At 60.4% G+C, this 20,298-nt stretch carries 17 protein-coding genes; all 17 read right to left on the bottom strand.

Translation table 11 applies throughout. From position 1 onward, the window contains the following. Positions 1–136 precede the first annotated feature (136 nt). On the bottom strand, positions 137–1,600 hold the full coding sequence (gene nuoN / locus F8N62_RS30230) for an NADH-quinone oxidoreductase subunit NuoN (protein WP_150714057.1): 1,464 nt from the start codon (positions 1,598–1,600) through the stop codon (positions 137–139). Between the two features lie 7 nt (positions 1,601–1,607). Further along, on the bottom strand, positions 1,608–3,140 hold the full coding sequence (gene nuoM / locus F8N62_RS30225) for an NADH-quinone oxidoreductase subunit M (RefSeq protein WP_150714056.1): 1,533 nt from the start codon (positions 3,138–3,140) through the stop codon (positions 1,608–1,610). A gap of 40 nt (positions 3,141–3,180) precedes the next feature. Continuing rightward, positions 3,181–5,034, bottom strand: coding sequence for an NADH-quinone oxidoreductase subunit L (nuoL, locus tag F8N62_RS30220; protein WP_150714055.1), 1,854 nt, complete (start codon positions 5,032–5,034; stop codon positions 3,181–3,183). Further along, the gene (gene nuoK / locus F8N62_RS30215; protein WP_150714054.1) at positions 5,031–5,339 is read right to left on the bottom strand and encodes an NADH-quinone oxidoreductase subunit NuoK; all 309 of its coding nucleotides are present in this window, start codon (positions 5,337–5,339) and stop codon (positions 5,031–5,033) included. Before nuoK ends, nuoL begins: the two co-directional genes overlap by 4 nt. A 2-nt stretch (positions 5,340–5,341) precedes the next feature. After that, positions 5,342–5,845, bottom strand: a complete 504-nt coding sequence (gene nuoJ / locus F8N62_RS30210; protein WP_150714053.1) for an NADH-quinone oxidoreductase subunit J — start codon at positions 5,843–5,845, stop codon at positions 5,342–5,344. A 9-nt stretch (positions 5,846–5,854) separates the two neighbouring features. After that, positions 5,855–6,400, bottom strand: coding sequence for an NADH-quinone oxidoreductase subunit NuoI (nuoI, locus tag F8N62_RS30205; protein WP_157712570.1), 546 nt, complete (start codon positions 6,398–6,400; stop codon positions 5,855–5,857). 12 nt (positions 6,401–6,412) lie between these two features. After that, the gene (gene nuoH, locus F8N62_RS30200; RefSeq protein ID WP_028623953.1) at positions 6,413–7,420 is read right to left on the bottom strand and encodes an NADH-quinone oxidoreductase subunit NuoH; all 1,008 of its coding nucleotides are present in this window, start codon (positions 7,418–7,420) and stop codon (positions 6,413–6,415) included. After that, entirely contained in the window at positions 7,417–10,131 is a 2,715-nt protein-coding gene (gene nuoG, locus F8N62_RS30195; RefSeq protein ID WP_150714052.1) for an NADH-quinone oxidoreductase subunit NuoG, read from the bottom strand. The genes nuoH and nuoG overlap by 4 nt, the downstream gene beginning before the upstream one ends. Positions 10,132–10,267: 136 nt before the next feature. Continuing rightward, positions 10,268–11,623 carry an NADH-quinone oxidoreductase subunit NuoF gene (gene nuoF, locus F8N62_RS30190; RefSeq protein ID WP_150714051.1) on the bottom strand — a complete coding sequence of 452 codons (1,356 nt, stop codon included), beginning with the start codon at positions 11,621–11,623 and terminating at the stop codon, positions 10,268–10,270. Continuing rightward, complete coding sequence (gene nuoE, locus F8N62_RS30185; protein ID WP_150714050.1) at positions 11,620–12,117, bottom strand: NADH-quinone oxidoreductase subunit NuoE; 498 nt, start codon at positions 12,115–12,117, stop codon at positions 11,620–11,622. The genes nuoF and nuoE overlap by 4 nt, the downstream gene beginning before the upstream one ends. A gap of 2 nt (positions 12,118–12,119) precedes the next feature. Continuing rightward, positions 12,120–13,904, bottom strand: coding sequence for an NADH-quinone oxidoreductase subunit C/D (gene nuoC, locus F8N62_RS30180; protein ID WP_150714049.1), 1,785 nt, complete (start codon positions 13,902–13,904; stop codon positions 12,120–12,122). 72 nt (positions 13,905–13,976) lie between these two features. Further along, positions 13,977–14,651: a NuoB/complex I 20 kDa subunit family protein gene (locus tag F8N62_RS30175; RefSeq protein WP_008146035.1), complete on the bottom strand. Its 675-nt coding sequence runs from the start codon at positions 14,649–14,651 to the stop codon at positions 13,977–13,979. Positions 14,652–14,661: 10 nt separating this feature from the next. Then, a complete protein-coding gene (locus F8N62_RS30170) occupies positions 14,662–15,075 on the bottom strand; it encodes an NADH-quinone oxidoreductase subunit A (protein WP_003223812.1) in 414 nt (137 codons plus the stop codon). A 651-nt stretch (positions 15,076–15,726) separates the two neighbouring features. After that, a complete protein-coding gene (gene aceA, locus F8N62_RS30165; protein ID WP_033057066.1) occupies positions 15,727–17,052 on the bottom strand; it encodes an isocitrate lyase in 1,326 nt (441 codons plus the stop codon). A gap of 475 nt (positions 17,053–17,527) precedes the next feature. Beyond that, a complete protein-coding gene (locus F8N62_RS30160) occupies positions 17,528–18,289 on the bottom strand; it encodes a secretin N-terminal domain-containing protein (protein ID WP_150714048.1) in 762 nt (253 codons plus the stop codon). Positions 18,290–18,632: 343 nt separating this feature from the next. Further along, entirely contained in the window at positions 18,633–19,058 is a 426-nt protein-coding gene (locus F8N62_RS30155; protein WP_150714047.1) for a GNAT family N-acetyltransferase, read from the bottom strand. Further along, positions 19,051–20,220 (bottom strand): cupin domain-containing protein, encoded by a 1,170-nt coding sequence (locus tag F8N62_RS30150; RefSeq protein WP_150714046.1) that lies wholly within the window; start codon positions 20,218–20,220, stop codon positions 19,051–19,053. Before F8N62_RS30150 ends, F8N62_RS30155 begins: the two co-directional genes overlap by 8 nt. Positions 20,221–20,298 lie beyond the last annotated feature (78 nt).

Below are 20,298 nucleotides of genomic sequence, written 5' to 3'. Positions count from 1 at the left end.
GGGAGCGGGCTTGCCCGCGAAGAGGCCATCTCTGGCTATCGATTTCTAGTGGACGATCTTTTGATCTTGAAACCCCAAACGCAAAAACGGCACCCGAAGGTGCCGTTTCTGTTTTCCACCGAGTATCGCTAAGCGATCAACCCGCCAACACAGCCTGTTGAACCAGCACCAGCAACGGTTGCGGATACAGACCCAGGAAGAACGCCAGTCCGGCGATGGCCAGCAGCATGACGCCGCCCGCTTTTTGTTCCCAGTGCAACTGGGCGTCGTGGCGACGCAGGTTCGGTTCGATCAGGTACAAAGTGACCATCACGCGCAGGTAGTAGAAGACGCCGATGGCGCTGCCCAGTACCAGGGAACCGACCAGCCACCATTGCTGCGACTCTACGCCGGTCGCAATGATGTAGAACTTGCCGATGAAGCCTGCGGTCAGCGGGATGCCAGCCAGGGACAGCATCATCACGGTCAGCACGGCGGTCAGGTACGGACGGCGCCAGAACAGGCCACGGTATTCGTACAGGGCGTCGGCGTCACGGCCGTTGTACGGCGAGGACATCAGGGTAATCACGCCGAACGCGCCGAGGCTGGTGACCACGTAGGTGACCAGGTACACGCCGATGGCTTCCACGGCCAGGCCTTTGCTCGCCACCAGGGCGATCAGCAGGTAGCCGAAGTGGGCGATGGACGAGTAACCCAGCAGACGCTTGAGGTTGCTTTGGGTCAGGGCCAGCAGGTTACCGAACAGGATCGAAGCGATGGCGATGATGGTCAGCACGTCGCTCAGGACACCACTGCTCGCCGCTGGCGAGATCTGGAACAGACGCACCATCACCGCGAACACCGCGACTTTGGACGCGGTCGCCAGGAATGCGGCAACCGGTGCCGGAGCCCCTTCGTAAACGTCCGGGGTCCAGAGGTGGAACGGTACCAGCGACAGCTTGAACGCCAGGCCGATGAGCATCATGCCCAGGCCCATCTGCGCCAGCGAGCTTGGCAGGCCGGTGGCCGCGAGGGCCTGACCGATGCCGACGAAGCTCAGGCTGCCGGAATCGGCATACAGCAGCGCCATGCCGAACAACAGGAACGCCGAACCGGCAGCCGACAGCACCATGTACTTGATGCCGGCTTCCAGCGAACGCTTGTTGAAGAAGGCATACGCCACCAGACCGTAGACCGGCACCGACAGCAGTTCCAGACCGATGAACAAGCCGGCCAGGTGCTGCGCGCTGACCAGAACCAGGCCACCGGCGGCGGCCATCAGGATCAGCAGGTACAGTTCTTCGCGGTTGCCGGGGTAACCCGAACCGCCATCGCCGAGGTAGGCGTGGGCGAGGGTCACACAAGCCAGGGTGGCGACCAGGATCAGCGCCATGTACAAGCAGGCGAAGCTATCGATTTGCAGCAGCGGGGTCACGGCCAGAGGCGCGACCTTCAAGGCGGGCAGGATCGACAGCAATGCCAGGTTCAGACCTGCCACGGAAATCAGGAAGGTCTGCGAGTGGTTGCGGCGCCAGGCAATCGCCAGCATCACCACGATGATCGTGGCGCTGGTGATCAACAACGGCGCTAGCGCGATAAAGTGTTGAGTCGTGAATTCCATAGCGCTCTTACCGGGCCGAAGCGAGTTGAGTGAAGGCGGTGCCGAGCCACTGCTGCACGCCATGCATCGTCGCGGCAGAGGTGTCGAGGAACGGTTGCGGGTACACGCCGAGGTAAATCAGCAGTGCCGCCAGACCGACCACCATGATCAGTTCGCGAGCATCCATACCGTGCAGCACCGCGTCCGATTTCGACGGGCCGAAGTAGGCACGGTGAATCATGATCAGCGAGTACACCGAACCGAACACCAGACCGGAGGTGGCAATTGCCGTGATCCACGGTGCAGCGGTGAACGTGCCGATCAGAATCAGGAACTCACCGACAAAGTTGCCAGTGCCCGGCAAGCCCAGCGACGCGGCGGCGAAGAACAGGCTGATGGCCGGCAGGTAAGCGATCTTCGACCACAGGCCACCCATCTGACGCATGTCGCGGGTGTGAGTGCGCTCATACAACTGACCACTCAAGATAAAGAGTGCGGCCGCCGAAACGCCGTGCGCGAGCATTTGCATCACTGCGCCCTGCAGCGCCAGTTGGCTGCCGGAGTAGATGCCGATCAGTACGAAGCCCATGTGGGAAACGGACGAGAAGGCAATCAGACGCTTGATGTCGGTTTGTGCGAAGGCCAGGAACGCGCCGTAGAAAATCCCGATCAGACCGAGGGTCATGGCGATCGGCGCGAACTCGGCCGAGGCATTCGGGAACAGCGGCAGGGCGAATCGCAGCAGGCCGTAAGCCGCCGTCTTCAACAAGATACCGGCCAGGTCGACCGAGCCCGCGGTTGGCGCCTGGGCGTGAGCGTCAGGCAACCACGAGTGGAACGGCACGACCGGCAGCTTCACCGCGAAGGCGATGAAGAAGCCGAGCATCAGGATGTACTCGGTGGTGAGCGACATCTTGGTCTTCAGCAGGTCGGCGTAGTTGAACGTGATCACGCCGGTGCTGTTGAAGTTGACCAGCACCAGACCGAGGATCGCCACCAACATGATCAGGCCGGACGCCTGAGTGAAGATGAAGAACTTGGTCGCTGCGTAGATCCGGGTTTTCTTGCCGTCCGAAGAACTGTGACCCCAGAGCGCGATGAGGAAGTACATCGGCACCAGCATCATTTCCCAGAAGAAGAAGAACATGAACAGGTCGAGGGCGAGGAACACGCCGACGACACCGCCCAGGATCCACATCAGGTTCAAGTGGAAGAAGCCAACGTGACGCTGGATCTCTTTCCACGAGCAGAGTACCGAGAGGATACCCAGCAGACCGGTCAGCAGGATCATCAACAGCGACAGGCCGTCGAGGGCCAGGTGCACGCTGATGCCGAAGCGCTCGATCCAGATGTGCTTGAACTCAAGCGCCCAGGTCGGATCGGCGCCAGGTGCCGGAGCAAATGAATAGTCACCGTGGGCCCACAGCCAGAGGCCGAGTGCGAGTTCCAGGGTCATGGTCAACAGCGCAATCCAGCGGGGCAGGGTGGCGCCGAAGCGCTCACCCATCCAGCACAGCAGGCCGCCGATGAAGGGGATCAGGATTAGCCAAGGCAGAATCATGACGGGCTCAATTCCTTTCGCAAGTTCGCAAGGTTCATATTCAGACCGCTACCAGCACGATGGCGCCGATGACCAGCACGGAGCCGGCTGCCATCGAGGCCGCATACCAACGCAGTTGACCGGTTTCGGTACGGCTCAGGGCGGTGTGGCCGCCTTTGGCCATACGCGGGATCAGGCCGATGGTCTGGTCCAGCGGATCTCTGCGCAGTACGTGGCTGATCGCAAGGTATGGCTTGACGAACAGTTTGTCGTAGATCCAGTCGAAGCCCCAGGCAGCGAACCACCAGGCCGAAAGGAAGCGGCCGATGCCGCTGTTGGCGATAGCAGTGACGAAACGACGCTTGCCGAGGAACAGCAGCGCGGCCAGCAGGATACCGGCCAGGGCGATAGCGCCCGAAGCGATTTCCAGACTGTGCTTGGCTTCGCCGCCGGCATGCCCGACGCTTTGCGGCAACACACCGTGCAGCGGCGGAACGATCATCGCGCCGACGAAAGTCGACAGTACGATCAGCACCGACAACGGCAGCCAGTGGGCGATGCCGTGACCGGCGTGCGCTTCGGTCTTCGCTTCACCGTGGAACGCGATGAAGATCAGGCGGAAGGTGTACAGCGACGTCATGAACGCGCCGACCAGACCTGCGTAGAGCAGACCGTGGTTACCGCTGGCAAACGCTTCCCAGAGGATTTCGTCCTTGGAGTAGAAACCGGCGGTCACCAGTGGCAGGGCAGACAACGCCGCGCCGCCGACGATGAAGCTGGCGTAGGCCAGTGGCAGTTTCTTCCACAGGCCGCCCATCTTGAAGATGTTCTGCTCGTGGTGGCAGGCAACGATCACCGCACCGGACGCGAGGAACAGCAGCGCCTTGAAGAAGGCGTGGGTCATCAAGTGGAAGATCGCGCCGTCCCATGCACCAACGCCCAGCGCCAGGAACATGTAGCCGATCTGGCTCATGGTCGAGTAGGCGAGGATACGTTTGATGTCGGTCTGCACCAGTGCGGCAAAACCGGCCAGCACCAGGGTCACGCCGCCGACAATGCCGACCAGCTGCAGGATGTCCGGCGCCAACGCAAACAGACCGTGGGTACGGGCGATCAGGTAGACGCCCGCGGTCACCATGGTTGCGGCGTGGATCAGTGCCGACACCGGGGTAGGACCGGCCATCGCATCTGCCAGCCAGGTTTGCAGCGGCAGTTGCGCCGATTTACCGACAGCGCCGCCCAGCAACATCAGGGTGGCGAGCACCATCCAGAAGTCGCCGGCCTGGAATTTCTGCGGTGCCAGCACCAGCAGTTCCTGGATGTTCAGCGTGCCCAGTTGGGCGAACAAAATGAACAGGCCGATGGCCATGAACACGTCGCCGATGCGGGTGACGATGAAGGCTTTGAGTGCCGCGTTTCCGTTGTTGCGGTTGCTGTAGTAGAAACCGATCAACAGGTACGAGCACAGGCCCACGCCTTCCCAGCCGAAGTACAGGAACAACAGGTTATCGCCCAGCACCAGGAACAGCATGCTGGCGATAAACAGGTTGGTGTAGGCGAAGAAGCGCGAGTAACCGGCTTCACCGCGCATGTACCAGGACGCGAACAGGTGGATCAGGAAGCCGACGCCGACGACCACACCAAGCATCGTCACGGCCAGGCCGTCCAGATACAGCGCGAAGTTCGGCGTGAAGCCTTCCACCGCCATCCAGCGCCACAGCACCTGGACGTAGGCGCCGCCTTCCGGCGGGGCAACGTTGAATTGCCAGATCACATAAGCCGTGACGATGGCAGACAGGCCGATGGAACCGACGCCAATCAGCGCCGACAGGTTTTCCGAGAAGCGTCCTCGTGAGAACGACAGCAGCAGGAAACCTATGAGGGGGAATACGAAAGTCAGATAGAGAAGATTCATCCGCGCATCTCGCTGGCAGCGTCGATATCGAGAGTGTGGAAGCGGCGATACAGCTGCAACAGAATCGCCAGGCCAATACTGGCCTCGGCGGCCGCGAGGCTGATCACCAGGATGAACATGACTTGTCCATCCGGCTGACCCCAGCGGCTACCGGCGACGATGAACGCCAACGCGGAGGCATTCATCATGACCTCCAGGCTCATCAGCACGAAGAGAATGTTGCGGCGGACCATCAGGCCGACCAGACCGAGACAGAACAGGATGCCGGCGACCGCCAGACCATGCTCCAAAGGGATAGCAGGCATCGTCATTGCTCCTTGGCTTCGTTGCGGCCCAGGTGGAACGCCGTGACGGCTGCGGCGAGCAGCAACATCGAGGCGAGTTCGACCACCAGCAGATACGGACCGAACAGGCTGATGCCCACGGCCTTGGCGTCTACGGTGGTGTGGCCGATGGCCTGGCCGCTCTGGTGCGAGAACAGCACGTACAGCAACTCGACCAGCAGCAAGGTGCCGAGAATCACCGGACCCAGCCAGATACCGGGCTTGAGCCACACGCGCTCTTGCTGAACCGAGGCCGGGCCAAGGTTCAGCATCATCACCACGAACACGAACAGCACCATGATGGCGCCAGCGTAGGCGATCACTTCCAGGACACCGGCAAACGGTGCGCCGAGGGCGAAAAACGTCATGGCCACGGCGATCAGCGAAATAATCAGGTAGAGCAGGGCGTGCACAGGGTTGGTGTGAGTGATCACGCGAAGCGTGGCCACGACAGCGATACCCGATGCGAAATAGAAAGCGAATTCCATCTTTCTTCCTTAAGGCAGCAAGCTCTTCACGTTGATCGGTTCGGCTTCATTCTGCGCGGAGCCTTTGGGCTTCCCGGCAATCGCCATACCTGCAACACGATAGAAGTTGTAATCAGGGTTTTTGCCGGGGCCGGAGATCAGCAGATCTTCTTTCTCGTACACCAGGTCCTGACGTTTGAACTCGGCCATTTCGAAATCCGGTGTCAGCTGGATCGCGGTGGTCGGGCAGGCTTCCTCGCAGAGGCCGCAGAAAATGCAGCGCGAGAAGTTGATGCGGAAGAAGTCCGGGTACCAGCGACCGTCTTCGGTTTCAGCTTTCTGCAGCGAGATGCAACCGACCGGGCAGGCCACGGCGCACAGGTTGCAGGCAACGCAACGCTCTTCGCCATCCGGGTCACGGGTCAGGACGATACGGCCACGGTAGCGCGGCGGCAGGTACACGGCTTCTTCCGGGTACTGCAGCGTGTCGCGCTTGCGGAAGGCATGGCCGAAGATCATCACCAGGCTGCGAAGCTGGGTGAAGAAGCCATGCACGATGTCAAAAATGTACTTCATGATTCTCTATCCTCACTGAGCCGCGACGGCGGGCGTGTTGAGCAACACGATCGCAGCGGTCACCAGCATGTTGACGAGGGTCAGCGGCAGGCAGAACTTCCAGCTGAAATCCATCACTTGGTCATACCGTGGGCGCGGAATCGAGGCGCGCAACAGGATGAAGATCATGATGAAGAACGCGGTTTTCAGCGCGAACCAGATGAACGGGATCTGCGGCAGAATGCCGAACGGACCGTGCCAGCCACCGAAGAACAAGGTCACCAGCAGCGCCGAAATCAACACGATGCCGATGTACTCGCCGACGAAGAACATGCCCCATTTCATGCCGGCGTATTCAATGTGGTAACCGTCGGCCAGTTCCTGCTCCGCTTCCGGCTGGTCGAACGGGTGACGGTGAGTCACGGCGACGCCGGCAATGAAGAAGGTCAGGAAACCGAAGATCTGCGGAATGATGAACCACAGGTTCTGCGCTTGGTATTCAACGATGTCGCGCATGTTGAACGAGCCGACCTGGATCACGATGCCCATCAGCGACAGGCCCATGAACACTTCGTACGACACGGTTTGCGCCGAGGCCCGCAAGCTGCCCAGCAGGGCGAACTTGTTATTGCTCGACCAGCCGGCGAACAACACCGCGTAGACCGACAGGCCGGCCATGGCGAAGAAGAACAGGATGCCGATGTTGATGTCCGCCACGCCCCAGGTCGGGGTGATCGGGATGATCGCGAAGGCAATCAGCAGGGCGCTCATGGCGACTACCGGTGCCAGGGTGAAGATCATCTTGTCGGCGAACGGCGGGGTCCAGTCTTCCTTGAAGAACATCTTGATCATGTCGGCCGCGATCTGGAACGCGCCGAACGGGCCGACGCGGTTCGGACCGTAACGGTCCTGCCAGAGGGCGAGCAAACGGCGCTCGACCCAGCTGAGCAGCGCGCCGCACACCACCACGGCGAGCAGAATCACGATGGCCTTGAGGACCGCGATGATCACGTCAATCACTTCAGGCGTGAACCAGGTCATTGAGCTGCCTCCTGCAGACCGTCAACGGATTTGCCGAAGATCGCTGGCGGAATGCCGGCGATACCGGCCGGCAATGCCACCAGACCGGCACCCAGCTCTTCGTTGATGCGCAGCGGCAGACGCAAGGTCTGGCCCGCGACGTTCAGGCTGAGCAGGGCACCGTCGTTGACACCCAGGCGATCGGCTTCGGATTTCGCCAAAGCAACATAGGCGGCCGGAATACGTTCCTGAACCGGCGCGGCTTTCGACGAGTTTTCTTCGCTGCCGAGCAAGTGGAAGAACGGCACCACCTGCCAGGTGCCCGGCGCCGGGTTGAACGCACGCGGGACAGCGGCGAACCAGCTCAGCGCATCACCGGTGCTTTCGATCAGGCGGGTGCCCGGGTCGCCAGCGCGGATGTGACCACCGACTTCGTCCTGGAACTTGTTCCAGGCTTGCGGCGAGTTCCAGCCCGGGGACCAGGCGAACGGCACTTGCTGACGCGGTTCGACCGAGCCCGAGTAACCTTCCATCGAGAAGTTGAACGCGGTGTCGTTGTCTTGCGGCGTACGCGGTTCGTGCACGCTGATGTCGGCGCGCATGGCGGTCCGACCGGAGTAACGCAGCGGTTCGCGAGCCAGTTTCATGCCCTTGATGCGGAACGCGGCGGACGGTGCGGCATCGACGATGCGCGCCAGTTGCGGCGTGCTCGAAGCAACGGCAGCGGTGACGTGGTCCAGTTGGGTCCAGTCGATCGGCTGGTTCAGCAAGGTTGCGCGCAGGGCATGCAGCCAGCGCCAGCCTTCGTGAACCAGGATACTGGCGTCCATGTACTTCGGATCGAACACCTGGAAGAAGCGCTGGGCGCGACCTTCCTGGCTGACCAAAGTACCGTCGCCTTCGGCGAAGCTCGCGGCGGGCAGCACCAGGTGCGCACGATCGCTGGTGGCGGTTTTCTGGTGGTCCGCGACGATCACTGCTTTCGCGGCGTTCAGTGCGGCATCGACCTTGGCTTTGTCGGTGCGGGTGTACAGATCGTTTTCCAGCACGACGATGGCATCGGCCTTACCGTCGATCACCGCTTGCAGCGCGGCGTCGACCGAGTCACCACCGAGCATGGCCAGGCCGAGGCTGTTCGCCTCTGGCACGATCAGGCTGATGGAACCGTTCTTCTCGCGCAGCTTCAGGGCCTTGGCGATGTTCGCGGCGGCTTCGATCAGCGCCTTGGAACCCAACGAGGTGCCGGCAATGATCAACGGACGCTTGGCCGCGAGCAGGGCGTCGGCAATGCGCTGGGCCAGGTCGAGGGCTTCGGAATCCAAGCCTTCAACCGCTGGAGCGCTGGCGTCGAGGGCGTGAGCCACGGCGAAACCGATGCGGGCCAGGTCGTCTGGCGCAGCGTGCACGCATTCTTCGGCGATGTCGTCGAGCTTGGTTTCAGCCAGGCTGGCGATGAACAGCGGGTTCAGCGCGTTCTGGCCGATGTTCTTCACTGCTGCGTCGAGCCACGGCTGAACGCGCATCGCGTCGGCCATGTCTTCGGCTTTGCCCTTGACCGATTGACGCAGGGACAGCGCCATACGGGCGGCTGTCTGGGTCAGGTCTTCGCCGAGAACGAAGATCGCATCATGGTCTTCGATGTCGCGCATGTTCGGGATCGGCAGCGGGCTGTCTTTCAGCACTTGCATGACCAGACGAATGCGTTCCAGCTCGGCAGCTTCGATACCGCTGTAGAAGTGCTCGGCACCGACCAGCTCGCGCAACGCGTAGTTGCTTTCGAGGCTGGCGCGGGGCGAACCGATACCGACGATGTTGCGACCGCGCAGCAGGTCAGCGGCTTTGTCCAGCGCTTCGTCGAGGCTCAGCTTGGCGCCGTTGGCCAGCAATGGCTGACGCGGGCGATCTTCGCGGTTGACGTAGCCGTAGCCGAAACGGCCGCGGTCGCACAGGAAGTACTGGTTGACCGAACCGTTGAAGCGGTTTTCGATCCGGCGCAGTTCACCGTAGCGCTCGCCCGGGGAGATGTTGCAACCGCTGGAGCAGCCATGGCAGATGCTCGGCGAGAACTGCATGTCCCACTTGCGGTTGTAGCGCTCGGAGTGAGTCTTGTCGGTGAACACACCGGTCGGGCAGACCTCGGTGAGGTTGCCGGAGAACTCGCTTTCCAGGGTGCCGTCTTCAACGCGACCAAAGTACACGTTGTCGTGGGCACCGAACACACCGAGGTCGGTGCCGCCGGCGTAGTCCTTATAGAAGCGCACGCAGCGGTAGCAAGCGATGCAGCGGTTCATTTCGTGGGAAATGAACGGGCCCAGTTGCTGGTTCTGGTGAGTGCGCTTGGTGAAGCGATAACGGCGCTCGTTGTGGCCGGTCATCACGGTCATGTCTTGCAGGTGGCAGTGACCGCCTTCTTCACAGACCGGGCAGTCGTGAGGGTGGTTGGTCATCAGCCATTCAACGACGCTGGCGCGAAACACTTTCGCTTCTTCGTCGTCGATGGAAATCCAGCTGCCATCGGTGGCAGGCGTCATGCACGACATGACGATCCGACCACGCTTGTCGTTCTCGTCGGTGTACTGCTTGACCGCGCACTGGCGGCAAGCACCAACGCTGCCTAGGGCTGGGTGCCAGCAGAAATACGGAATATCGAGGCCTAGCGACAGACATGCCTGTAACAGGTTGTCTGCCCCATCGACTTCGAGCTCTTTGCCGTCTACGTGGATAGTGGCCATGGTTCAAAGTTCTTCGTTGGCCCGGTGTCAGCGGGCGTGGCTAATGGAATCTTGTTTTCGTGCGAATCAAAACAGCCCATGAAAGGCGTCATCGAACGAAAGGCGAAGGGCACGGACCCTTCGCCTTTTTAAGCGTTTAAGCGCCGACTACGATCGGCCTCGCCAGAGGCGGGACGGTAGCGCTGGTGGGCGCGATGCCGGCTTCGAACTCGTGGCGGAAGTATTTGATTGCGCTGCCCAACGGCTCCACGGCGCCCGGTGCGTGAGCACAGAAGGTCTTGCCCGGGCCGAGGAAACCGACCAGACCCAGCAGGGTCTCGATGTCGCCGGCCTGCCCTTCACCGTTTTCGATTGCACGCAGCAGCTTGACGCTCCACGGCAGACCGTCACGGCACGGGGTGCAGAAACCGCACGACTCACGGGAGAAGAACTCTTCCATGTTGCGCAGCAGCGACACCATGTTGACGCTGTCGTCCACCGCCATGGCCAGGCCGGTACCCATCCGGGTGCCCACCTTGGCGATGCCGCCGGCGTACATTTGTGCGTCAAGGTGTTCCGGCAACAGGAAACCGGTGCCGGCGCCACCTGGCTGCCAGGCCTTGAGCTTGAAGCCGTCGCGCATGCCGCCGGCGTAGTCTTCGAACAACTCGCGACCGGTGACGCCGAACGGCAGTTCCCACAGGCCCGGGTTCTTGACCTTGCCGGAGAAGCCCATGAGCTTGGTGCCCATGTCTTCGCTGCCTTCACGGGCCAACGATTTGTACCAGTCCACGCCGTCGGCAATGATCGCCGGGACGTTGCACAGGGTTTCAACGTTGTTCACACACGTCGGCTTGCCCCACACGCCCACGGCGGCGGGGAAGGGCGGCTTGGAGCGCGGGTTGGCGCGGCGGCCTTCGAGGGAGTTGATCAGTGCGGTTTCTTCACCGCAGATGTAACGCCCGGCGCCGGTGTGGACGAACAGCTCGAAATCGAAGCCGCTGCCCAGAATGTTTTTACCCAGCAGGCCTGCGGCCTTGGCTTCTTCCACGGCACGGTTGAGGTGCTTGGCGGCGGTGGTGTACTCGCCCCGCAGGAAGATGTAGCCACGGTAGGTTTTCAGCGCGCGGGCACTGATCAGCATGCCTTCGATCAGCAGATGGGGCAGTTGCTCCATCAGCATGCGGTCTTTCCAGGTGTTCGGCTCCATCTCGTCCGCGTTGCACAGCAGGTAGCGGATGTTGATGGATTCGTCTTTGGGCATCAGGCCCCACTTCACGCCCGTGGGGAAGCCTGCACCGCCGCGACCCTTGAGGCCGGCATCTTTCACGGTCTGGACGATGTCGTCCTGGGCCATGTCGGCGAAAGCCTTGCGCGCAGCGGCGTAACCGTTCTTGGCCTGGTACTCGTCGAGCCACACAGCCTCGCCGTCGTCACGCAGACGCCAGGTCAGCGGGTGAGTCTCTGCGACACGCTTGATGCGGTTGGCAGGACCGAAGGAAGTCAGGGTCATACGTAGCCCTCGAGCAATTTGGCAACGCCGACAGGCTGCACATCACCGAAAGTGTCGTCGTCGATCATCAACGCCGGCGCCTTGTCGCAGTTGCCGAGGCAGCAGACCGGCAGCAGGGTGAAACGACCGTCGGCGGTGGTCTGACCCAGGCCGATGCCCAGATTGCTCTGGATTTCGCTGACCACCGATTCATGGCCGCCGATGTAGCAGACCATGCTGTCGCAGACGCGAATGATGTGGCGACCGACTGGCTGACGGAAGATCTGGCTGTAGAACGTCGCCACCCCTTCAACGTCGCTCGCCGGAATGCCGAGGATCTCGCCGATGGCGTAGAGCGCGCCGTCAGGCACCCAGCCACGTTCCTTCTGGACGATCTTCAGGGCTTCGATCGACGCCGCGCGCGGGTCTTCGTAGTGATGCAGCTCGTGCTCGATGGCCGAGCGCTCGGTTTCACTGAGGGTGAAACGGTCTGTCTGGATAAGCGTGCTGTTCATGCTTAGCGGTCCACGTCGGCCATAACGAAATCGATACTACCCAGGTACGCAATCAAGTCCGCGACCATGCTGCCTTTGATCACCGAAGGGATCTGCTGCAGGTGCGGGAAGCTTGGGGTGCGAATCCGGGTGCGGTAGCTCATGGTGCCGCCATCGCTCGTCAGGTAATAACTGTTGATGCCCTTGGTCGCTTCGATCATCTGGAAGGATTCGTTGGCCGGCATGACCGGGCCCCACGAAACTTGCAGGAAGTGCGTGATCAGGGTCTCGATGTGTTGCAGCGTGCGTTCTTTCGGCGGCGGCGTGGTCAGCGGGTGATCCGCCTTGTACGGGCCTTCCGGCATGTTGCGCATGCACTGGTCGATGATCTTGATGCTCTGGCGCATTTCTTCGACGCGCACGATGCAACGGTCGTAGGCATCGCCATTGGCCGCCAGCGGCACTTCGAATTCGAAGTTCTCGTAGCCGGAGTACGGACGCGCCTTACGCAAGTCGAAATCGCAACCGGTCGAACGCAGGCCGGCACCGGTGACGCCCCATTCGAAGGCTTCTTTGGTGTTGTAGGCGGCGACGCCGATGGTCCGGCCTTTGAGGATGCTGTTGTCGAGGGCGGCTTTCTGGTATTCGTCCAGACGCTTTGGCATCCACTCGACGAAGTCTTTCACCAGTTTTTCCCAGCCGCGTGGCAGGTCGTGCGCGACGCCGCCGATGCGGTACCAGGCCGGGTGCAGACGGAAACCGGTGATGGCTTCGATCACCGTGTACGCCTTCTGGCGGTCGGTGAAGGTGAAGAACACCGGGGTCATGGCACCGACGTCCTGGATGTATGTCCCGAGGAACAGCAGGTGGCTGGTGATCCGGAAGAACTCGGCCATCATGATGCGGATGACGTCGACCTTCTCGGGCACCTTGATGCCGGCCAGCTTCTCGACCGAGAGCACGTACGGCAGGTTGTTCATCACGCCGCCGAGGTAGTCGATACGGTCGGTGTACGGAATGAAACTGTGCCAGGACTGACGCTCGGCCATCTTCTCGGCACCACGGTGGTGGTAACCGACGTCCGGCACGCAATCGACGATCTCTTCACCGTCCAGCTGCAGAATGATGCGGAACGCACCGTGCGCGGAAGGGTGGTTGGGACCGAGGTTGAGGAACATGTAGTCCTCGTTCGCCCCGGAACGCTTCATGCCCCAGTCTTCAGGCTTGAAGCGCGCGGCTTCTTCCTCAAGCTGTTGCTTGGCAAGGGTCAGGGTGAACGGATCGAACTCGGTGGCACGGGCCGGGAAGTCCTTGCGCAGCGGGTGACCTTCCCAGGTCGGCGGCATCATGATGCGGGTCAGGTGCGGGTGACCGGCAAAATCGATGCCGTACATGTCCCACACTTCGCGCTCGTACCAGTTGGCGTTCGGCCACAGACCGGTCACGGTCGGCACGCTGAGGTCGCTCTCGGACAAGGCGACCTTGATCATCACGTCACTATTACGCTCGATCGACATCAAGTGATAGAACACGGTGAAGTCGGCGCCGCTTGGCAGCCCTTGACGCTTGGTGCGCAGACGCTCGTCCACGCCGTGCAGGTCATAAAGCATGACGTACGGCTTGGGCAGGTTGCGCAGGAAGGTCAGGACTTCGACGAGTTTGGCGCGGGCAACCCAAAGCACCGGCATGCCGGTGCGGGTAGGCTGGGCGGTGAACGCCTCGGGGCCAAAACGGTTATTCAGTTCGACGACCACATCCTGGTCGTCTGCCTTATAAGGCGGGATGTACAGAGCACTGCCTGTAGTCATGGTTATTTATCGCTTTCGGTCAACGTAAAGAATGAAGCCAGTGTCTCGTTCTATAAAAGAAGCAGATCTGGATCAGACTTCGTCGGGGCTGCGCAGGTTGGTGACTGCGATTCGCTGTTCGCGGCGCTGTTCCTTTTGCGAAGGCATCTCGGCGCGGTACACGCCTTGATCGCCGACGACCCAGGAAAGCGGACGACGCTCCTGTCCAATCGATTCCTGCAAAAGCATCAAGCCTTGCAGAAAAGCTTCGGGACGGGGCGGGCAGCCAGGCACGTAGACGTCCACGGGCAGGAACTTGTCCACCCCTTGAACGACGGAGTAGATGTCGTACATGCCACCGGAGTTGGCGCACGAACCCATGGAGATAACCCATTTAGGTTCGAGCATTTGCTCGTAGAGACGCTGAATGATCGGCGCCATCTTGATGAAGCAGGTACCGGCGATAACCATGAAATCCGCCTGACGCGGCGATGCCCGGATAACCTCGGCGCCAAAGCGCGCGATGTCGTGGGGCGCCGTGAAGGCGGTGGTCATTTCCACGTAGCAGCACGAAAGACCGAAGTTATACGGCCACAGGGAGTTCTTGCGCCCCCAGTTGATCGTGCCGTTAAGCACGTCTTCGAGCTTGCCCATGAAGATGTTTTTGTGGACTTGATCTTCTAACGGATCGGAAACGGTTTCCCGCTCGCCAATCGGATACTGCTCGTTAGGAGCATCGGGGTCGATCCTGGTGAGATTGTATTGCATTGCCAAAGCCTCATTGTTTCAGCTTCGCCTGCCGCTTGCGACGAGCTTCCGGAGCCCAGTCAAGGGCGCCCACTCGGAACAGGTAGACAAGACCTGCCAACAGAATTGCTATGAAAACGAGAGCTTCGACGAATCCGGTCCAGCCGCTTTCGCGGACGGACACAGACCAGGCAAAGAGAAAGAGGGCTTCGATATCGAAGATCACGAAGAGCATCGCGACCAGATAGAATTTGGCTGAGAGCCGCAAGCGGGCGCCACCTGTAGGTAGCATGCCGGACTCGAACGGTTCGTTTTTGCTGCGGCCCCAGGCTTTTGACCCAAGGAGGCTGGAAACGCCAAGCATGAAGGCGCAGAGGCCGACGACGCCCAGAAGGAAAATGGCAAAGCCCCAGTTGTGGGCCATGAGTCCTGTCGCTTCGGGCATGCTGGTAATCCTTAACAGAGAGCAAAGGTCTCTGAGCTTGAAAAAGAAACAACGCAGTGACGATATGTCGCAGCAATCAATCCCGCTGATTTTATGGCACAACACCGTGCAAGTAAAATTCCTGTAGCGAAATTATTTGAAGGAATAAGGACATAACGCACCTCCACAGCCCGGCGGCCCATGCGTTGCGGGCATTAGCCGGCTTTTCATCAAATATGTTTTGTGGGGATTGTAACGGTTATAAATCCGGCCAAATGATAATCAATATTGTTTGGCGTGGTTTTTAAACTATTTAACGGGTGAGTGGGTTGGAAGTTGTCTTACATAGGCGTAATCACAAGTAGCGAGCGGGGTCGTTTTACCTTGTTTTCCTGATTGAAGAATTGCTCGGGATCAAGGTTTTCCCTCAGGTTGCCACTGATTCTCTCGTAGGAGCTGCCGAGTGAAACGAGGCTGCGATCTTTTGATCTTTCTTCAACATGACAGCGTCAAAAGATCGCAGCCTCGTTTCACTCGGCAGCTCCTACAAAGGGGGCGTTGGTAAATAACGGGCAAAAAAAAACGCCCCGAACCAGTCGGGGCGTCAGATGTGCGGCGTTGCGGTAAGCTTTTTATTCGGTCCGCAACGGCCGATCGTTCAGGCGAAGCAGATCAGTGGAACTGTTCTTCTTCAGTCGAACCGGTCAGGGCGGTGACCGAAGACGAGCCACCTTGAATCACAGTGGTCATGTCGTCGAAGTAGCCGGTGCCCACTTCCTGCTGGTGAGCCACGAAGGTGTAACCCTTGGAAGCGTCGGCGAACTCTTGCTCTTGCAGTTTCACGTAGGCAGTCATGTCGTTGCGGGCGTAGTCGTGCGCCAGGTTGAACATGCTGTGCCACATGTTGTGAATGCCGGCCAGGGTGATGAACTGGTGCTTGTAACCCATGGCGGACAGTTCGCGCTGGAACTTGGCGATGGTCGCGTCGTCCAGGTTTTTCTTCCAGTTGAAGGAAGGCGAGCAGTTGTACGACAGCAGTTGGTCCGGGTATTCCTTTTTGATCGCTTCAGCGAAGCGACGAGCCTCGTCCAGATCCGGCTTGGCGGTTTCGCACCAGATCAGGTCGGCGTACGGCGCGTAAGCCAGGCCGCGAGCGATGGCCTGGTCGAGACCGGCGCGCACTTTGTAGAAGCCTTCCTGGGTACGTTCGCCAGTCACGAATGGCTGGTCGTACGGGTCGCAGTCGGAAGTCAGCAGGTCAGCCGCGTTAGCGTCGGTACGCGCCAGAATGATGGTCGGCGTGCCGGCAACGTCAGCCGCCAGGCGGGCAGCGGTCAGCTTTTGTACGGCTTCCTGGGTAGGAACCAGTACCTTGCCGCCCATGTGGCCGCATTTTTTCACGGAAGCCAGCTGGTCTTCGAAGTGAACGCCGGCGGCGCCTGCTTCGATCATGCTCTTCATCAGCTCGTAAGCGTTCAGAACGCCGCCGAAACCGGCTTCGGCGTCAGCCACGATTGGAGCGAAGTAGTCGATGTAACCTTCGTCGCCCGGGCCTTTGCCGGCTTTCCACTGGATCTGGTCAGCACGACGGAACGAGTTGTTGATGCGCTTGACCACGGTTGGAACCGAGTCCACCGGGTACAGCGACTGGTCCGGGTACATCGATTCGGCGGAGTTGTTGTCCGCAGCAACCTGCCAGCCCGACAGGTAGATCGCCTGGATACCGGCTTTGACTTGTTGTACAGCCTGGCCGCCGGTCAGGGCGCCCATGCAGTTGACGAAATCTTTATCTGGACGGAAAGACGGCTTGGCACCCTGGGTCACCAGGTTCCACAGCTTCTCGGCGCCGAGTTTTGCGAAGGTGTGCTCAGGTTGAACCGAGCCACGCAGGCGGACGACGTCAGCAGCGGAGTAAGCGCGGGTCACGCCTTTCCAGCGTGGGTTTTCAGCCCAGTCTTTTTCGAGGGCTGCAATTTGCTGTTCGCGTGTCAGTGCCATGGAGATAAACCTCGTCGCGTCTTTTACGGAAAGTTGTTCTGCGGTGGAAAATTCATGCGCTCGCCGACCAGAAGCTTAGGCGGTCAAGTCGAATTCGGCGGGGATGGCGACGGGATGAACGATGGGCTCGAGGGGAAGTGAGCAGGTAAGGGCGAACTGGCGAGCGAATTCGGGCGTCGTGGGCCTCTATACGAACTTCAGTGTGATGCCGGGTTACCTAAATACGCTTCCGTCCCTCGGGACAACTTCGTTCCAGTCGGCAACCTCGTCAAACACACCTTGTGGGCGGTACAGACACGAAGCGGCTCGCGGGGTAGATGCGAGCATCGCCTCGAAGGCCCTTGCCAGGGCCCCTGATTAGCGGGAGCGAGGCCATCATGCCTTCGCTTTTTTCGATCGTCAAACGTTTTGTAGTGCTTTTTTTCAAGCACTACATCTTTGGTCTAATACGACTTGGCAGTCAGTTTTCGGTGGTTTAGTCCAAAGTATCGACTTTCACCCGCAAGGTCATGTCATCCCGGCCCTGAGTCGAGTAGCTGCGGGTCAGGCCCTGTTTGTCGGCCTGAGTCTGGCGGTTCACACCGGCCAGGGTGATCCATTCGCCGAGGCGACCGGTGACGGTTGTGTCGGTGCTTTGCACGTTCACTACATCGGGACGTTCCTGGCTCATACGGTCACGGTTGGTACTGATCGACAGGTGAACGATTTCACCGGTGACGCTGGCGGTGACATAGAAACCCTGGGTGACGTTGCGATATTCGGTCTGGCTGCGCAGATCGCCATAGGAATCGGTCTGCGTGCTGGTGAGCGGCACGCTCTGGCCCACCTGGATCAGTGCCGGCGCGCCTTCACTGGTCTGCACTTGTTGAATGCCGCCATCGCGGCTGTCGGTGCTGCGATTGATGATTCGGGTCTGGCCGGGTCTGGCGCCGTTCACCGAATAGCCTTGGTCGCCCTGGACGTTGTTTTCGTTGGTGTCGACGGTAATCAACAGGCGCTTGGGCTGAGTGTCGAGTTGGCCGATCAGGGCTTTAAGTTCGTCGATCTTGCGCTGATCGGCATTGACGATCAATTGATTACCGTAGGCGCTGACCTGGCCTTCCTTGCCGATGAAATCCTGCGCCATCGGCAGCATGTCGGCGCTGGTGTGGTAGTTCAACGGCACGATCTCGGTCGCGGCCATGACCGGAAAACTGCAGGTCAGGAGCAGCGTGGTGAGCAGGGTGCGTAGGGACATATCCGTTATCTCCGGCCTTGTAGTGTTTGCGTAGGAGCGAGCTTGCTCGCGATGGGCGTGAGGAGGCCGTGGGGTGTCAGGCTTCCAGCGTTATCGTTGACGACCATCGCGAGCAAGCTCGCTCCTACAGGTCTTGAGTTTGCCAGTTTGTCGGCCTGGCGTGGGGCAAGTTGAATCGTAGACAGCAAAACGCCCCGGCATCGGTCGATGGCGGGGCGTTTTGGGGTGTTCTTCCAAGGCTTTTGTGGCGAGGGAGCTTGCTCCCGCTGGGCTGCGCAGCAGTCCTCATGATTTTGAGGCCGCTTCGCGACCTAGCGGGAGCAAGCTCCCTCGCCACAAGGGGTCAGGCCGAGTGACGCACCATGTCCACATGAGGAATCCCGGCTTCGAGGAATTCCTCACTGACCAGGCTGAAGCCCAGACGCTCATAGAACGCCGTGGCCTGAACCTGGGCGCTGAGCATCTGTTGCTGCAGTCCGCGCTTCTCGGCTTCACCGATCACCGCTTGCATCAGCGCATCGCCGACCTTCAAGCCGCGCCAGTCCTTCAGCACCGACACCCGGCCAATATGCCCGTCGGGCAACAGGCGGGCAGTGCCAATCGGGAAGTCACCTTCGAAGGCGAGGAAATGCACCGCTGTTGCGTCATCAGCATCCCACTCCAGTTCGGGCGGAACGGATTGCTCGGCGATGAACACCGTCTCACGAATGCGCCGGATCTCGGCGTTGTCCTTTTGCCAGTCTGCGACACGTACGTGAATTTTATTCATCGGCAAACCCCAGGCTTCCTTGCTTGACCAGTTCGCACAGCAGGCCGCGACCGTCTTCGTCGCTCAGCCAGGCGCCGAGGTTGTCGACGTGCAGCGCATCAGCGGCACAAATCATTTTCAGCAGCTCGCGCAGCTTGCCCGGCAGGTAACGGCTTTGGCCGCTGGCGAACAGCAGCAGGTCGTCATCGACTTCGGACCAGGCCAGGCGCGCACTCGGGTTGCGAATTAGTACGGCGCCTTGCTCGAGGCTGGCGAGCAAGTCTTCTTCCTCGATGTCTTCCGGGCCGGCCACCAGTTCCGGGTAACGCGGTTCAGTCATGTATTGGCCGAACCAGGTCAACAGCAGGCGCTCATCGCTCATGTGCTCGGCCAGCAGGCTTTTCAAGCGATCAAGGGCGTCATGCTGGATCTGATGCGGGTCGACCGCAGGCAGGGCGTCGGCGTCGGTGTAACGCTCTTCGTCCGGCAGGAACTGGCTGAGGAAGTCGGTGAAGTGAGTCAGCACTTCAGCGGCGCTCGGTGCGCGGAAACCGACCGAGTAGGTCATGCAGTCATCCACGGCCACACCGCAGTGGGCAAGGCGCGGCGGCAGGTAAAGCATGTCGCCCGGTTCCAGAACCCACTCCTCGGTGGCTTCGAAATCAGCGAGGATGCGCAGGTCCGCGTGTTGCAGCAACTTGCTGTCGGAGTCGCACATCTGGCCGATTTTCCAGTTGCGCTTGCCGTGACCCTGCAACAGGAACACATCGTAGTTATCGAAGTGCGGACCGACGCTGCCACCCGGGGCGGCGAAGCTGATCATCACGTCGTCGACGCGCCAGCTCGGCAGGAAACGGAAGTGCTCCAGCAGTTCGCTGACTTCCGGTACGAACTGGTCCACTGCCTGCACCAGCAGGGTCCACTCGCGTTCCGGCAACTTGCTGAATTCGTCTTCGGCGAACGGGCCGCGACGCAGTTCCCAAGGGCGCTCGCCGTGCTCGATGATCAGGCGCGATTCAACTTCTTCTTCCAGCGCCAGGCCGGCCAGTTCGTCGGCGTCGATCGGGCTTTCGAAGTCAGGAATCGCCTGACGGATCAGCAGCGGTTTTTTCTGCCAGTAGTCACGCAGGAATTCGCGCGCCGTGATGCCGCCCAGAAGTTGAAGAGGAATGTCAGGATTCATGTGTAACCTATTGAAAAAAAGTACTTTTCAGACGGGAATAAAAACGCCCGGCGCTGCCGGGCGTCTCAAACGGGTACA

The sequence above is a fragment of the Pseudomonas fluorescens genome (assembly GCF_902497785.1).
GTDB lineage: Bacteria > Pseudomonadota > Gammaproteobacteria > Pseudomonadales > Pseudomonadaceae > Aquipseudomonas > Aquipseudomonas fluorescens_BO.
The sequence above is the reverse complement of the archived record's forward strand: the minus strand, read 5'-3'. Positions and strand labels throughout refer to the sequence as shown.

Bases quoted from the DNA above. Each gene is read 5' to 3' on its own strand.
- nuoN (WP_150714057.1), bottom strand. From the start codon at position 1,600: ATGGAATTCACGACTCAACACTTTATCGCGCTAGCGCCGTTGTTGATC.
- nuoM (WP_150714056.1), bottom strand. From the start codon at position 3,140: ATGATTCTGCCTTGGCTAATCCTGATCCCCTTCATCGGCGGCCTGCTG.
- nuoL (WP_150714055.1), bottom strand. From the start codon at position 5,034: ATGAATCTTCTCTATCTGACTTTCGTATTCCCCCTCATAGGTTTCCTG.
- nuoK (WP_150714054.1), bottom strand. From the start codon at position 5,339: ATGCCTGCTATCCCTTTGGAGCATGGTCTGGCGGTCGCCGGCATCCTG.
- nuoJ (WP_150714053.1), bottom strand. From the start codon at position 5,845: ATGGAATTCGCTTTCTATTTCGCATCGGGTATCGCTGTCGTGGCCACG.
- nuoI (WP_157712570.1), bottom strand. From the start codon at position 6,400: ATGAAGTACATTTTTGACATCGTGCATGGCTTCTTCACCCAGCTTCGC.
- nuoH (WP_028623953.1), bottom strand. From the start codon at position 7,420: ATGACCTGGTTCACGCCTGAAGTGATTGACGTGATCATCGCGGTCCTC.
- nuoG (WP_150714052.1), bottom strand. From the start codon at position 10,131: ATGGCCACTATCCACGTAGACGGCAAAGAGCTCGAAGTCGATGGGGCA.
- nuoF (WP_150714051.1), bottom strand. From the start codon at position 11,623: ATGACCCTGACTTCCTTCGGTCCTGCCAACCGCATCAAGCGTGTCGCA.
- nuoE (WP_150714050.1), bottom strand. From the start codon at position 12,117: ATGAACAGCACGCTTATCCAGACAGACCGTTTCACCCTCAGTGAAACC.
- nuoC (WP_150714049.1), bottom strand. From the start codon at position 13,904: ATGACTACAGGCAGTGCTCTGTACATCCCGCCTTATAAGGCAGACGAC.
- F8N62_RS30175 (WP_008146035.1), bottom strand. From the start codon at position 14,651: ATGCAATACAATCTCACCAGGATCGACCCCGATGCTCCTAACGAGCAG.
- F8N62_RS30170 (WP_003223812.1), bottom strand. From the start codon at position 15,075: ATGCCCGAAGCGACAGGACTCATGGCCCACAACTGGGGCTTTGCCATT.
- aceA (WP_033057066.1), bottom strand. From the start codon at position 17,052: ATGGCACTGACACGCGAACAGCAAATTGCAGCCCTCGAAAAAGACTGG.
- F8N62_RS30160 (WP_150714048.1), bottom strand. From the start codon at position 18,289: ATGTCCCTACGCACCCTGCTCACCACGCTGCTCCTGACCTGCAGTTTT.
- F8N62_RS30155 (WP_150714047.1), bottom strand. From the start codon at position 19,058: ATGAATAAAATTCACGTACGTGTCGCAGACTGGCAAAAGGACAACGCC.
- F8N62_RS30150 (WP_150714046.1), bottom strand. From the start codon at position 20,220: ATGAATCCTGACATTCCTCTTCAACTTCTGGGCGGCATCACGGCGCGC.